Source organism: Sphingomonas sp. (assembly GCF_031361285.1).
Lineage (GTDB): Bacteria > Pseudomonadota > Alphaproteobacteria > Sphingomonadales > Sphingomonadaceae > Sphingomicrobium.
Genome location: NZ_JANMCO010000173.1, coordinates 18,479 through 32,550, shown reverse-complemented (window position 1 = coordinate 32,550; position 14,072 = coordinate 18,479). Strand labels below are relative to the sequence as shown.

Annotated in this window: 16 protein-coding genes and 2 riboswitches; of the genes, 11 read left to right on the top strand and 5 right to left on the bottom strand. The window is 64.8% G+C overall.

Annotated features, from left to right (window positions below; all coding sequences use genetic code 11):
- Positions 1-77: 77 nt before the first annotated feature.
- Positions 78-551: a prepilin peptidase gene (locus RMO25_RS13570; RefSeq protein WP_309663133.1), complete on the bottom strand. Its 474-nt coding sequence runs from the start codon at positions 549-551 to the stop codon at positions 78-80.
- A gap of 50 nt (positions 552-601) precedes the next feature.
- Here RMO25_RS13570 and RMO25_RS13565 point away from each other — a divergent pair, with 50 nt between their 5' ends.
- Positions 602-1,726: an FAD-binding oxidoreductase gene (locus RMO25_RS13565; RefSeq protein WP_309663132.1), complete on the top strand. Its 1,125-nt coding sequence runs from the start codon at positions 602-604 to the stop codon at positions 1,724-1,726.
- Between the two features lie 133 nt (positions 1,727-1,859).
- Positions 1,860-2,267 (top strand): hypothetical protein, encoded by a 408-nt coding sequence (locus tag RMO25_RS13560; RefSeq protein WP_309663131.1) that lies wholly within the window; start codon positions 1,860-1,862, stop codon positions 2,265-2,267.
- Between the two features lie 52 nt (positions 2,268-2,319).
- Here RMO25_RS13560 and rnhA read toward each other — a convergent pair whose 3' ends face one another.
- Entirely contained in the window at positions 2,320-2,784 is a 465-nt protein-coding gene (rnhA, locus tag RMO25_RS13555; RefSeq protein ID WP_309663135.1) for a ribonuclease HI, read from the bottom strand.
- A 2-nt stretch (positions 2,785-2,786) separates the two neighbouring features.
- Positions 2,787-3,731, bottom strand: a complete 945-nt coding sequence (ispH, locus tag RMO25_RS13550) for a 4-hydroxy-3-methylbut-2-enyl diphosphate reductase (RefSeq protein ID WP_309663130.1) — start codon at positions 3,729-3,731, stop codon at positions 2,787-2,789.
- A 99-nt stretch (positions 3,732-3,830) separates the two neighbouring features.
- On the opposite strand from ispH, the gene RMO25_RS13545 reads away from it, so the two are divergent.
- From RMO25_RS13545 to RMO25_RS13510, 8 genes are all read left to right on the top strand, one after another.
- Complete coding sequence (locus tag RMO25_RS13545; protein ID WP_309663129.1) at positions 3,831-4,463, top strand: hypothetical protein; 633 nt, start codon at positions 3,831-3,833, stop codon at positions 4,461-4,463.
- Between the two features lie 66 nt (positions 4,464-4,529).
- Positions 4,530-4,630: riboswitch (glycine riboswitch) on the top strand.
- Positions 4,631-4,634: 4 nt separating this feature from the next.
- Positions 4,635-4,723, top strand: a riboswitch (glycine riboswitch).
- Between the two features lie 77 nt (positions 4,724-4,800).
- Positions 4,801-5,955 carry a glycine cleavage system aminomethyltransferase GcvT gene (gene gcvT / locus RMO25_RS13540; RefSeq protein WP_309663128.1) on the top strand — a complete coding sequence of 385 codons (1,155 nt, stop codon included), beginning with the start codon at positions 4,801-4,803 and terminating at the stop codon, positions 5,953-5,955.
- Positions 5,952-6,323: a glycine cleavage system protein GcvH gene (gene gcvH, locus RMO25_RS13535; RefSeq protein ID WP_309663127.1), complete on the top strand. Its 372-nt coding sequence runs from the start codon at positions 5,952-5,954 to the stop codon at positions 6,321-6,323. Before gcvT ends, gcvH begins: the two co-directional genes overlap by 4 nt.
- 92 nt (positions 6,324-6,415) lie before the next feature.
- Positions 6,416-7,069 (top strand): class I SAM-dependent methyltransferase, encoded by a 654-nt coding sequence (locus tag RMO25_RS13530; protein ID WP_309663126.1) that lies wholly within the window; start codon positions 6,416-6,418, stop codon positions 7,067-7,069.
- Complete coding sequence (gcvPA, locus tag RMO25_RS13525) at positions 7,069-8,427, top strand: aminomethyl-transferring glycine dehydrogenase subunit GcvPA (protein ID WP_309663125.1); 1,359 nt, start codon at positions 7,069-7,071, stop codon at positions 8,425-8,427. Before RMO25_RS13530 ends, gcvPA begins: the two co-directional genes overlap by 1 nt.
- A complete protein-coding gene (gene gcvPB / locus RMO25_RS13520; protein ID WP_309663124.1) occupies positions 8,424-9,989 on the top strand; it encodes an aminomethyl-transferring glycine dehydrogenase subunit GcvPB in 1,566 nt (521 codons plus the stop codon). Before gcvPA ends, gcvPB begins: the two co-directional genes overlap by 4 nt.
- On the top strand, positions 9,986-10,636 hold the full coding sequence (locus tag RMO25_RS13515) for a DUF938 domain-containing protein (RefSeq protein WP_309663123.1): 651 nt from the start codon (positions 9,986-9,988) through the stop codon (positions 10,634-10,636). Before gcvPB ends, RMO25_RS13515 begins: the two co-directional genes overlap by 4 nt.
- A 34-nt stretch (positions 10,637-10,670) precedes the next feature.
- Complete coding sequence (locus RMO25_RS13510; protein WP_309663122.1) at positions 10,671-11,084, top strand: PilZ domain-containing protein; 414 nt, start codon at positions 10,671-10,673, stop codon at positions 11,082-11,084.
- A gap of 15 nt (positions 11,085-11,099) precedes the next feature.
- On the opposite strand, the gene RMO25_RS13505 is transcribed toward RMO25_RS13510, so the two are convergent.
- Complete coding sequence (locus RMO25_RS13505; RefSeq protein ID WP_309663121.1) at positions 11,100-11,741, bottom strand: PilZ domain-containing protein; 642 nt, start codon at positions 11,739-11,741, stop codon at positions 11,100-11,102.
- A gap of 187 nt (positions 11,742-11,928) precedes the next feature.
- Here RMO25_RS13505 and RMO25_RS13500 point away from each other — a divergent pair, with 187 nt between their 5' ends.
- Positions 11,929-12,870, top strand: a complete 942-nt coding sequence (locus tag RMO25_RS13500; protein ID WP_309663134.1) for a retroviral-like aspartic protease family protein — start codon at positions 11,929-11,931, stop codon at positions 12,868-12,870.
- On the opposite strand, the gene RMO25_RS13495 is transcribed toward RMO25_RS13500, so the two are convergent.
- The gene (locus RMO25_RS13495; protein ID WP_309663120.1) at positions 12,867-14,066 is read right to left on the bottom strand and encodes a serine hydrolase; all 1,200 of its coding nucleotides are present in this window, start codon (positions 14,064-14,066) and stop codon (positions 12,867-12,869) included. The two genes, RMO25_RS13500 and RMO25_RS13495, sit on opposite strands and share 4 nt — an antisense overlap.
- Between the last annotated feature and the right edge of the window lie 6 nt (positions 14,067-14,072).

Genomic DNA, 14,072 nt, shown 5'->3' with positions numbered 1-14,072 from the left:
CCAAGCAGCAGCGCAATTTTCTTCACGTTCATGGCGCGATCGCCTCCCTTAAAGGGCCCCGACTATGTTTCCACACATCAGGCAAATTGGTTAAGAAACTGTTGGGTTAGAATGGCCAAACCGCCAAAAGCGATGGCCACGCCATATGGAATTTTGGGTCGGCCGGCGTTTTTGCGCAGCCGGTGGAAGGCGATTGCGACCAGAGTCACGACGCCGCCGGCAAGCGACATCAGCACCAGGAATCTGAAGGTGGATGCGGGCGAAAACCACACGGCCAGCGCGGCGGCCAGCTTGACGTCACCGCCGCCCATCATGCCGGCGTAAAATGCCCCGGCCAATAAAATGAATACACCCACGGCGATTCCGAGCTGGATCGCCGCATCGGGCCACAAAGGCAGCGCGATCGACAGCCAATAGAGCGGCGCGAGCAGAGCGACGGTGAGGCTGAGGGCGTTGGAAATGGTGAAGGTCCGGATGTCGATGACCGCCGCGACCACCAGCAAAATCGCCAGAAGCCCAAGCAGCAATTCGCTAAATCCGAAGTTGTTCATCGGCCGACCACTAGACGGTGCGGCTTTCTAAAACGTAACCAAGCCGCATCATGGTGGTGCAAACGGCTTCTTCAATCGATTGCGATGTCCTGATCGTCGGTGGCGGCATCGCCGGCGCGAGCCTCGGCGCACGTCTCGCCAGCGACTGGCGCGTGATTCTCATCGAAGCCGAGGATTTGTGCGGCCGCCATTCAACCGGGCGTTCGGCCGCGTTCTGGGAAGCCAGCCTCGGCGCCGGCCCAGCCCGGCGCTTGAGCTTTGCATCGAGGCCGATGTTCGACGCCGGCTGGCCGGGAACGTCGACGCCTTTGCTGCGCCGCCGCGGCACCGTCCATTTGACTGGCCCGCACGGCGACCGGATTGAAGGCGCCGACGAGCTAACTGGCGAGCACGCGCTCGTCTATCTCGACCGCGCCGAGCTCGACCGGATGATTCCCGGGCTTCGCGAGCAGTGGACCGGCGCCTGGTACGAACAAAGCTGTGCCGATATTGAGGTCGCGGCTTTTCATGCCGCTTGTTTGGCAGCGATTCGCCGCGATGGGGGCGAGGTTCGTACCGATGCCGGCCTGCGCTCGGCCAGGCGATCGGGCGACGGTTGGGAGGTCGAGACCGCCGCCGGGCCGATTCGCGCGGCAATCATGGTCAATGCCGCCGGCGCATGGGCCGACGATGTCGCCGCCCGCTGCGGAGTGTCGGGCATCGCGCTGCAGCCGATGCGGCGGACCGTGGTCCAGCTGCGCGTCGGCCGCGATGGCCTCAAGGACCTGCCTTTAGTCACCGATCTCCACACCAGTTTCTATTTCAAGGGCGAGGGCACAAGCAGCGTCTGGGTCAGCCCGCTGGACGAAACGCCGGTCGACCCGTGCGATGCCGCGCCCGAAGACATCGACGTCGCCAACGCGATCGACCGATTCGAACGAGCGGTCGACTGGCCGGTCGAAGCGGTCGAGCGCAAATGGGCGGGCTTACGCACCTTCGCGCCGGATCGGATGTTGAAGCTCGGCTTCGATCCCACCGAGCCGGCCTTTTTCTGGTGCGCGGGGCAGGGCGGCATGGGCATCCAGACCGCACCCGCGGCGTCCTTGCTGTGCGCGGCGTTGATTCGGGGGGATGCGCTGCCGCCTGAACTGGCGAGAATCGATCCCGCCGCCTTCCAGCCCCGTGCGGGTCGCTAAGTTCGCTGTTTACGCGGCGAGCGATCGATGCGCAGCATGCACCTGCAGCTTTTGATTGGGGTGGCAGGCAGACAATAGCCTCAACCCTGACAATTTGCGGGGCCAAATCTGAGCGTCAGGAGGGAGAAATTCAGTGAATCCCTTGATTGTCGGACCTGTCCTGGCAGCAGCGGTGGGTTTGCTCGCCCATGTCGTCGGCTACGACCGCGACAGGTCGTTTTATGCGGTCGTGCTGACGGTCGTAGGCTCTGTGTATGTCCTGTTTAATATAATGGCAGGCGGCGGCCACGACCTTGTTGCCGAAATCGGTTTTTTTGCTCTCTTTGCGGCCTTGGCCGCGATCGGTTTCCGAACCAGCCTCTGGATTGTGGCTGCCGGGCTCGCGCTCCACGGCGTGTTCGATTTCTATCGTCAGACCTTTCTCGCAGGACGGGGCGTTCCCGAATGGTGGCCCGCATTCTGCGGCAGTTACGATGTGGTGGCAGCGCTTGGTTTGGCTACGCTTTTGATCGTTCAGCCTCGGCGAAGAGCGCCAGTCTGAAACCGATGAAGTAAAGTTAGCGCCTGCAGCCGCAATGGGTCGGAAGCGGACACTAGCGTTGTGCGTCGGCGGCGGCGCAGGCGAGATCGTCGACGCGGTCGTTCTCGGGGTGGCCGCTGTGGCCCTTGACCCAGTGCCAGTCGATTCGATGCGGCACGATGGCGTCGAGCAGTTCCTGCCACAGGTCGGCGTTCTTGACCGGCTTGCGGTCCGCGGTGCGCCAGCCGTTGCGCTGCCAGCCGTGGATCCAGCGCGTGATGCCGTCGCGAACGTAGGCGCTGTCAGTGGTCAGGCTTACCCGGCACGGCTTGGTCAGCGCGTTCAAGGCCTCGATCGCGGCCTTCAGCTCCATCCGGTTGTTGGTGGTCAGTGGTTCGCCGCCCGATAGCTCGCGCTCGCGTGCGCGCGTTCCTGTTGTTGAATTCAGGCGGATCAGCGCCGCCCAGCCGCCCGGGCCGGGATTGCCACGGCACGCCCCGTCGGTGAAAATCTCGACCTTCGGCAGTTCGCCCGCGATCGTCAGGCGACGAGCTCGCGAGGCAATTTGAAGCTCATGCCCTCGGGCCGGTGCTCGGTTTCGTCCTCGATGACCGTGAACCGCAACCGCAATGCGTCGATGACTTCGCGCACCAACAGTTCCGGGGCGGATGCGCCCGCGGTGACACCAAGCGTCTGCGGCTGGCCGAGCCAGTCCCAGTCGATGTCGGTGGCACGTTCAATCAGGCGCGACGGCACGCCGAGGCGCTCGGCGACTTCGGCCAGGCGCAACGAATTGCTGCTGTTGGGCGCGCCGATGACCAGCATCTTCTCGCAAGATGGCGCGATCGCCTTGACCGCCGCCTGGCGATTCGAAGTCGCGTAGCAAATGTCCTCGCTGCGCGGCGCCTGGATGGCGGGAAACCGTGCCGTCAAGGCGTCAACGATCGCAGCGGTGTCGTCGACCGACAACGTGGTCTGGGTCAGGTACGCGAGGTTGGCCGGGTCCAACACGGCGACGCTGCCGGCGTCCGCGACCGTCTCGACCAATGTGATCGAGCCTTCCGGGACCTGGCCGAACGTGCCGATGACCTCCGGGTGCCCGGCATGGCCGATGAACAGGATGTGCCGACCGTCGGCAATCAGCCGCTCGGCCTGGCGGTGGACCTTGGACACCAGGGGGCAGGTGGCATCGACGAAGTGCAGGCCGCGCTCGGTGGCCATGGCGGGGACCGATTTGGGCACGCCGTGGGCGGAAAACACCACCGGCCGGTCGTCCGGGACCTCGTCGAGCTCGTCGACGAACACCGCGCCTTGGTCGCGCAGCCGGTCGACGACAAAGCGGTTGTGAACGATCTCGTGGCGGACATAAACGGGCGCGCCGAACCGCTCGAGCGCCAGCTCGACGATCTGGATGGCGCGATCGACACCGGCGCAGAAACCTCGCGGCGCGGCAATCAGGACATGCAAGGGAGGGCGTTCAGCCATTGGTCAGCGCATGTAAGCGATCGCTTGCAGCGTTGAAAGGCGCTTCCTATGAGCGGCGTCTACTGATCTGCGTTCGTCTTTCGAAGGAATCCCACCCCTGTGAAGCTCCGCATCGCCACGCTGCTGATCCTGTCGCTGCTCTCAGCCTGCTCCCGCAAGGGCCAATTCGAAGACGGCGGCGTGTATGTCACGCGGAGCGCCTGCCCGGAGATCGGGATTCCGGCCGCGACCGGCGACATCACCTTGTTCAACCCGCCGCAAAGCCGCGATGCGTCGGCCATCGACGTCACGGCGTCGATCACCAATCTGTTCAACAATTGCAACGAGACCGGCGACCGGGTGATGTCCAACGCGGCCTTCGACGTGGTCGCCGTCCGGCATGATGCGGGGCCTGCCCGGCAAGTCGTCCTGCCGTTCTTTAGCGTCGCGGTCCAAGGTGGCAGCCAGATTGTCGCCAAGCGGCTTGGCCAGGTCGTGCTCAATTTCCCGGCCGGCAGCCAGCGCGCTCAGGCCAGGGGGCAGGCGGTCATCTGGATATCGCGAGCGGCGGCGACGCTGCCGGCCAATGTCCGCGAAATCCTGACCCGCCGGCGCAAAGCGGGCGACGCCGAAGCGGCGATCGATCCGCTTTCCGATCCCGCGGTTCGCGCCTCCGTCGCGCGCGCGACCTTCGAGCATCTGATCGGTTTCCAGATGACCCCCGAAATGCTCAGGTATAACGCGACGCGCTAAACCGCACGGATCGTTGACTCAATGCGCGCACACGGCCAAGGCTCGACCCGTCACCGGCACCTGCCGGAAGGCCGCGCGGGAGAGTTCGTGATGCCCAATTGGGTGGATCGGCGCCGAAGGAGCAACCGCCCCCGGAATCTCTCAGGCCACAGGACCGCGCGCGCCTGACAGTCTGGAAAGCGTCCTCGCGACAGCGCGGGCCACCGAAGGGGTAACCCCGGGCTCAATCCGGGGGAAAGCTCTCAGGTCTCAGCGACAGAAGGGGGCGCCGGTTGAAGTCCGCGGGGTTGCAACCTGCGGGGGCGGAAACTGTCGTCACTCGTCGCGGGAGCATCTGATGCACCAGGAAGACCATGATAGTCCGTCGGGTCAGGGCATCGAAGTCCAGGAAATCCGGACGCTTGCGCTAGACAATTGGCATCGCTCCAAAGGCGCGCGCATGGTCCCGTTCGCGGGCTATGAGATGCCGGTCCAATATGAAGGCATCATGGCCGAACACGCGTGGGCGCGGGGCAATGCCGGCCTGTTCGACGTCAGCCATATGGGCCAGCTGCTGGTTCACGGCAGCGATGTTGACGCCGCGCTGGAGGCGCTCCTGCCGGGTGACCTTCGCGGCCTCGCCGACATGAAACTTCGCTATTCCATGCTGCTCGACGACAACGGCGGGATCATCGACGATTTGATGGCAACCCGTCGCGGCGAGGATTTTTACCTGGTCGTCAACGGCGCCACCAAGGACGGCGACATCGCGGTCCTCGAAAGCAGCCTGCCGCGCACGATCGTCGTCGATCACATGAAGCAACAGGCGCTGCTTGCATTGCAGGGCCCCAAAGCGGCCGAAGCACTGGAGAGGATTGCACCTGGCGTGAGCGACCTCGGCTTCATGCAGGGGGGTGCGTTCCGGCTTGCCGGCCATCCGGCGTGGATCAGCCGGTCGGGCTATACCGGCGAAGACGGCTTTGAAATGTCCATTCCCTCGACCGCGGCGGAAACGGTCGCTGAGTCGCTGGTCGCCGACTATGCGGTCAAGCCGGTGGGACTGGGCGCGCGCGATTCGCTGCGGCTTGAGGCCGGGCTGCCGCTTTACGGCCACGACATCGACCGGTCGACCACCCCGGTGATGGCCGGGCTGACCTTCGCCATTAACAAGCGCCGCCGGTCCGAAGGCGGCTTTCCCGGCGCCCAGCGAATCCTTGCCGAGCTCGACGACGGCCCGCCCCAGCGCCGCGTCGGCTTCGACATCGACGGCCGCCAGCCGGTGCGCGAAGGCGCGCTGGTGCTCGACGGCGAGGGCAATGAAGTTGGGCGCATTACCAGCGGCGGCTTCTCGCCGACTTTGCAGCGGCCGATCGCCATGGGTTTTGTTGCCACTCCACTCGCCGAAGTGGGCACCGCGCTGAAGCTTGAGCAGCGCGGCAAATTGTTTGAGGCGCGCGTCGCCGCGCTGCCCTTTGTCCCCCACAATTACCACCGCAAGGGAGCCGCCGCATGAGCCTCTATTTCACCCGCGAGCATGAATGGGTCCGCGTCGACGGCGACGTCGCCACGGTCGGCATCTCCGACCACGCGCAGCAGGCGCTGGGCGACATCGTCTTCGCCGAAGTGCCGGCGGCGGGCAAGCAGCTGGCCAAGGGCGCCGAAGCCGCGGTGGTCGAATCGGTCAAGGCTGCGTCGGACGTCTACTCGCCGGTCGGCGGCGAAGTGATCGAGGGCAACGCCGCGGTCGCCGACGACCCGGCGCTGATCAATCGCGATCCTGAAGGCGAGGGCTGGTTTTTCAAGTTGAAACTGGCCGACCCGGGCGAGGTCAACGGGCTGCTGGATGAAGCCGCCTATCGCGACTGGGTGAAGACGCTCTGACCAGCGCGCCCGCCTCGACCAGCCAATGGGACGCCGCCGACTATGCTAAGGTCGGCGCGTTCGTTGCCGCGCTTGGTGGTGCGGCGCTCGATTTGCTCGACCCCAAGTCGGGCGAGCGCATTCTCGACATTGGCTGCGGCGAGGGGACGCTGACCAGGATGATCGCCGACCGCGGCGCGACCGTACTGGGGATCGACAATTCGCCCGAGATGATCGCGGCGGCGCTTGCGGCGGGCATCGATGCAATGCTGATGGACGCGGCCGCCATGGCGTTTGCGAATGAGTTCGACGCGGCCTTCTCCAATGCAACCCTGCACTGGGTGCTGGAGAAGGAGCGGGCCGCGCTGGCGATCTTCCGGGCATTGAAGCCCGGCGGGCGGTTTGCCGGCGAAATGGGCGGCGAGGGCAATCTCGTGCGACTGCGCGAGGCGCTCGACAATGAGCTGATCAGGCGTGGCTATGTGCCGCCGCTCGAGGCCAGCAACTGGTACGCGTCGCCCGATGAATTTGCCTTGGCTTATGGCGCCGCGGGCTTCGAGCAAATCGACGCGCGGCTGATCGAGCGGCCGACGCTGATCGATCATGGCATCGCCGCCTGGGTGACGACCTTTCGCAAAGGCTGGCTCGACCGGGCGCAAGTGCCTGAAGGTGAGCGCGCCGCCATTGGCGCCGCGGTCGCCGACCACATCGGCTCGAACATCGCCGACTACGTCCGCCTCCGCTTTATCATGAGAAAGCCTGTTTGATGCGTTATTTGCCGCTCAGCGATGCCGACCGCCATGCCATGCTGGCCACAATCGGCGCCGGTTCGGTGGACGAACTGTTCCGCGACGTGCCCGCAGCGGCACGGCTCAAGGAGAGCATCCAGGGCCTGCCGGACCATGCCAGCGAGCTGTCGGTCGAGCGGCAACTGACCGCTTTGTCGCGCAAGAATCTCGTCGCTGGCGAGGCGCCGTTCTTCCTCGGCTGCGGCGCCTATCGGCACCATGTGCCGGCCAGCGTCGACCACATCATCCAGCGCGGCGAGTTTCTGACCAGCTACACGCCCTACCAGCCCGAGATCGCGCAAGGCACGCTGCAGGTCTTGTTCGAATTCCAGACCCAGGTCGCGCGGCTCTATGGCTGCGAAGTCGCCAATGCGTCGATGTACGACGGCTCGACCGCTTGCTGGGAAGCAATCGGCATGGCGCGGCGGATTACGCGGCGGACCAAGGCATTGATCTCGTCGGGACTGCACCCGCATTATGTCAACGTCGCCAGGACCATGGCGCGGTTCACTGGCGATGTGCTCGACACCGCGCTGCCCGAGCTCGCCGCCGAGACCGACGCCCAGCGGCTGATCGCCGGCATCGACGGCGAAACCAGCGCGGTGGTCGTGCAATATCCCGACATCCTCGGCCGCATCACCGACCTGGCGCCGATTGCCGAGGCGGCGCACGCGGCGGGCGCATTGCTGATCGCCGTGGTCACCGAGCCGGTCGCGCTGGGGCTGATCAAATCGCCGGGCGAGATGGGCGCTGACATCGTCGTCGGCGAGGGCCAGTCGATCGGCGTCGGGCTGCATTTCGGTGGACCTTACGTCGGCCTGTTCGCGTGCCGAGAGAAGCCTGTCCGCCAGATGCCGGGGCGGCTGGCGGGCGAGACCGTCGATGCGGAAGGGCGGCGCGGCTTCGTGCTGACGCTGTCTACCCGCGAACAGCATATCCGGCGCGAGAAAGCGACGTCGAACATCTGCACCAATTCGGGCCTCTGCGCGCTCGCTTTCTCGGTCCACATGAGCCTCTTGGGCGAGAAGGGGTTGAGACAGCTCGCGACGATCAATCACGCCCGCGCGGTCAATGTCGCCGAGAGACTGTCGGCGATTCCAGGCGTAAGCTTGGTCAACGACAGTTTCTTCAACGAGTTCACGCTGCGGTTACCGGTCGAGGCGCGGCCGGCAGTGCGCGACATGGCCGACCGCGGCATCCTCGGCGGTGTGTCGCTCGGCCGGCTCTATCCAGGCGCCGAGACGCTTGAAAACGGGCTGGTCGTCGCGGTTACGGAAACCGTCACCGACGCGGACATCGACGCCTTCGAGGCGGCTCTCAGGGAGCTCGTCCGATGACCGTCAACCCGTCGGGATGGCGGCCCTCGACCCCGGCCACCGAACAAGGGCAAACTGGCACGGTGACTGGCAACCGCGGGCTGATGCTTGAGGAGCCGTTGCTGTTCGAGATCGGCAGCATCGATCAGACTGGTGTGGACTTCACTGACCTAGCATTGTTGACGAGCCGCCTCGGCGGCCTCGAGCGCAGCGCGCCGATCGGCCTCGCCGGCCTGTCCGAACCGGAAACGGTGCGCCACTACACGCGGCTGAGCCGCCAGAATTACGCGATCGACCTCGGGCTGTTCCCGCTCGGGTCATGCACCATGAAGCACAATCCGCGCTTGAACGAGAAAGTCGCGCGGCTGCCCGGCTTTGCCGACATCCACCCGCTGCAACCGGTCGACACGGTTCAGGGCGCGCTCGAGCTGATCGACCTTGTCGGCCACTGGCTGATTACGCTGACCGGCATGCATTCGGTGGCGATGAGCCCCAAGGCCGGGGCGCACGGCGAGCTGTGTGGCTTGCTCGCCATTCGCGCCGCGCTCGAAGCGCGCGGTGATGCGCGCCAAGTGGTGCTGGTGCCCGAGAGTGCCCACGGCACCAATCCCGCGACGGCGGCCTTCGCCGGCTATCGCGTCGAGAACATCCCGGCGAACGCGGCGGGAAGAGTCGATCGTGATGCGCTGAAAGCCCGTCTCGGCCCCGACGTCGCCGCGCTGATGATCACCAACCCCAACACTTGCGGGCTGTTCGAGCCGGACATGATCGCCATCTCCGAAGCGGTCCATGCGGCCGGTGCTTTGGTGTATTGCGACGGCGCCAATTTCAACGCGATCGTCGGCAAGGTTCGCCCGGGCGACCTTGGCATCGATGCCATGCACATCAACCTCCACAAGACCTTCTCGACCCCGCACGGCGGCGGCGGTCCGGGCTCGGGCCCGGTCGTGCTGTCGGCGGCGCTGACGCCGTTCGCGCCGCTGCCCTTCATCGAGAAAGCCGGCGACCGGTTCGAGCTGGTCGAAGAAGAAACAGCTGGTGAGCATCATGGCCGCAGCTTCGGCCGGATGGTCGCCTTCCACGGCCAGATGGGCATGTTCACGCGCGCTGCCGCTTATATGCTGAGCCACGGCGCCGATGGCTTGCGGCAAGTCGCCGAGGATGCGGTGCTCAACGCCAATTACGTCCTCCGCAGCCTCGCCGACGTGCTCGACGCGCCGTTCGCGGGCTCGGGGCCGTGCATGCACGAAGCCATCTTCTCCGACCGCGGCTTTGCCGACGGGTTCAGCACCATCGAATTGGCAAAGGCTTTGATCGACGAGGGCTTCCACCCGATGACCATGTATTTTCCTTTGGTCGTCCACGGCGCGATGCTGGTCGAACCGACCGAGACCGAATCCAAGGCGGCGCTCGACCAGTTCATCGCCGCCATGCGGGCCATCGCCGAACGGGCGAAGGCCGGCGATCCAGCCCTCAAGGCCGCGCCGATCTTCGCTCCCCGCCGCCGGCTCGACGAGACCCTGGCCGCGCGCCAGCCGATCCTTACCTATCGCGAGCCCGATCCGGCGCAGGCGGCGAAGTGACCGAAGGGCCGCGATTCTACGAGGCGCCGACGGCAAACATTGCCCGCCGTTCAGCTCCTGCCGCCTTGCGCAACCGCGAACCGATCGCCGAGGTCCTGGCTGATTGGCTGCCGGATAACGGCCTGGTGCTCGAAATCGCCAGCGGCACCGGTGAGCATGCGGTGTTTTTCGCCGAACGCTTCCCGGCGCTCGACTGGCAGCCGAGCGATGTTCACCCGGATGCGCTGTCTTCCATCGCCGCGTGGCGCGCGGCGTCGGAATATCCGAACATTCGCGCCCCACTTGTCCTTGATGCAAGCAAGCCCGACTGGCCGATCGAACAGGCCGACGCAGTGCTCAGCATCAACATGGTGCATATCAGCCCCTGGTCATCGGCGCTGGGGTTGCTCGACGGTGCGGCGCGGCTGCTGCCAAACAACGGTCCGTTGATTCTCTACGGGCCGTGGCTCCAGCAGGGAGTCGCCGCCACGCCCAGCAATTTGGCATTCGATGAAGATCTTAAACGGCGGGACCCGAATTGGGGCCTGCGCCTGGTCGAAAACTTCGCCAAGGAAGCCACAAAACGTGGTTTCGCCCTGGCTGAAACGCGCGAAATGCCCGCCAACAACCTGATGTTGCTGCTGAACTACTCTCGCAAACCGCGTTAAACAGAGTTTTACTATCGTCCGTTACGATTGCCCCATGAACCAGAGCAGCATCACGCAAAATCGCCAAACGCGCCGCTCGAACGTACTTCTTGCCGCCTCGATCGAGGCGCTAGGGGCGGTGATCCCGGTCAAATTGCGCAATCTGTCGACGGAAGGGGCGCTGATCGAGGGCAATGGGCTGCCGGTCGAGGGATCGGAAGTTCTGTTCCGTCGCAACGAACTCAGCGTCAGCAGTCGTGTTGCCTGGGTGCTTGGCAAGCAAGCGGGCGTGGCTTTCCGGGAACCGATCCCGCAGGAAGACGTGCTCCGCAATATTCCCAGCCCCAGGTATCGGGCGCCATTGATTTTCCGGCGCGACGGCCTGGCGGTTCGCAAGCTGTCGGCCGACGAGCGTCGACTGGCCGAAAGTTGGGCGTGGACTCCATCGCGCAATACGCTGGGCGAATAAGGCCTTACCTCGAATCTAGCCGGCGGCGCGCAGGCGTTCGCGCTGCTCGTGGAGCCAGCTGACCAGCATCGGCAGCGGCAGCACCTTATTGAACGTCACCCCGAAACAGTCGGCATTCTGCCACCGGACAATGCCGGCAAACGGCGGCAATCCAGACAAGGTCACGATAACATGCCCGCCGATTGAGAATGCTGTGGTGCTGGCAAATTTGAGGCCGCCCTGGGAGACGTCAAGCGTGCCGACCCGACGCGTTTCCGCGCCTTCGCGAATCCAGGCGACACAATCGATTTCGACGCGCGGCATTCTTGGTCTGGGCCCCGCCATCGAGGACGCCAGAAGCGCGACGACATCGACCAATTCGTCAAATTCCACGCCGACCGTGTCGCCGGTGATCCAGCGCGCGGTGCCGCGGACAGCGTCGCCGCATTTGAGCTCGATGGACAAGCGGGTGCCGGCCGGGACGGGGCAATAGGCTTTGACCAGCATCCCGCCGGCTGAAATGTTCTTGATCAAGCACAGCTCGCGGCGCCCGCCAATAATCAGCGAGCCAACCCGCAACAATGTCAGGGTCCGATCGCCCTCGCGGCGTTCAGTCGGTGCGGAAGGGGGAGAATCGTCGAGTGAATACAGCGTCGTATTGATCGGCTTATCTTCCACGGTAGAACCTTTTTACGACGTGCGACTGCGACTACTTTTGACCGCCCTACCGTGCGAGACATTACCAGTTCGATGTATATCACACCGTATTGAAGCCCTTCGTTGAACCGCGCCGCCGACCGGCGTATCGTGCTGGCGAGGGGATGACGTGATGCGACTATCTCTGAGTGCCAAATTCTTGATTGCGATGGTTCTGGCGGCACCGGCCGCGGCCGAACCGCAGATCACGGTGGTGGATGCAATCCAGGCCCCGGTTGAGGTCGACCGGACGACAACCACGCAGGACATCGCCTTCAAGATTGATCGCAACGACCGAATGACGGTGCCCGTGCGCCTCGGCGGGAAAGGCCCCTATCGTTTTCTGGTCGACACCGGCGCGGACCGGACTGCCGTTTCGACGGCGATTGCGGCCCAGCTGGGGCTGGTTGATGGCCCGATGGCGACGCTCCACAGCATCACCGGAACGTCGCCGGTCAGAACCGCGACCATCCCGAGCCTTGAAATCAGCCCGTCGCGCACGCGCAGCGTCGAAGCGCCTTTGCTCGAGGCGATCAACATGGGCGCCGACGGAATCCTTGGCGTCGATTCATTGCGATCACAAAGGGTGATGTTCGATTTCCGGTCGCGAGTGATCTCGATCGTGCCGTCGGCTCAAAGGCAAGAGCGCGACGAAGAAGGCACCATCGTCGTGCGCGGCAATCTGAAGCGCGGCCATCTGATCGTCACCACCGCGACCGTCAACGGCCTGCCGATTACGGTCATTCTGGATACCGGTTCCGAGATCACGATGGGCAACCCGGCGCTGCGGGCCAAGCTCGAGGCGCGCAAGAAGCTCGGCGAGGGAGAGCGGATCGAAATGACCTCGGTCACCGGACAGAAACTGGCGGGAGATGCTTTCCGGATGAGAAGCGTCAAGATTGGTGACGTCGAGATGCGGGATCTAGTCGTCCTGTTCGCCGACGCCGCGATCTTCCGCAGTCTCGACATGGAAAACAAGCCGACCGTCCTGCTCGGCATGAATGCGATGCAGGCATTCAACAAATTCTCGATCGACTTCGCGCGGAAACAGCTCAGGCTGGTGGTCCCGCAACATAGCAGCATCGATGACACGCGAATGGCCTCCCGCTAGCGGGCGAGTAGCGCCAATGTTCGCTTGAACGTGGCTTCCTCGGCGGCGCGGAAAGCGCTTCTGCCGCGGGGCGGGTCCGCAGGTAGGCCGGTGACGAAAAACGCGACGCCGGTGCCCGTCGCGCGGTCGATCCAAATCCCAGAACGCAAGCCGTAGGCGTCGCCGCCATGGCCGACACGCACGACCCCGTCACCAATCGGATCGTCGTTGCAACCGGCCCCGCTGGTCGGGATTTGCTGGCTGGCCAGACCAAAGCTGCAATAAAAGCCGTGATCGGTGTCGCCGTTGTGGCCATCGAACCGCCACACCGGCGTCAAGAGCATGTCGACCGATTGCGGGCTGAGCATACGACCGCCGTCCAGCATGCCGCCGTTAAGGAGCATCCGGCCGACCCGGGCGAGCCCGCGCGCCGAAATCCGCAGCCCACCTTGCGGCGCGAACATGGCGCCATTGTCGCCGGCCCGCCATAACCAAAGGTCGCAACCGCCGTCGGCCGAGGGCGATACCGGGCAGGTCGGGCGGCGGCCGCCAAGATCGTCTTTCACTGCCTGGCCGTCCTGGGTCAGAACCACGGCGAGGGCGACCGCCTCGTCGCTGCAGGTTGGCCAATTGTAGCAGGCATCAAGCGCCATCGGATTGAGCACCTCGGCGCGCATCCAGCGGTCGAACCGCTCGCCGGTGACCCGCTCGACGATCGACGCGACAATCGGGAAGTTCATGTTGGCATAAGCGAAATAGTTTTCGACCGGACCGTGCGCGGCGTCCCACGACGTCGCGTCCGCAATCGCCGTCCGCACCAGGCCGTCGAGCGGGATCGCATATTGGTCGTCATGATCACGCACCGAGCTGGTGTGCGACAGCAGCATCCGGAGGCTCACCGGCCGGTCAGGGAAAGCCGGGTTGCGCAAGCGCCAGCCGAGCCAGGTCGAGACGTCGCCATCGAGATCGAGCTTGCCCGCCTCGACAAGCTTCATAACCCCGATCGCAACCACCAGCTTGCTGAGCGAGGCGACACGCACCGGGTCGTCGGCGGTCACCATGCGGCCGGTCGATGGTTCAGCGAACCCGTCGGCGAAACTGCCGCGTTCGCCGTTGCGATCGAAAGCGACACCCGCCTGGGCGGCTGGCGGTTTAGCGGTGCCGACGGTCGCGCACCCCGCAGTTAGCAACACGAGCGCCACGAAAAGCCAGCGCACTGACGG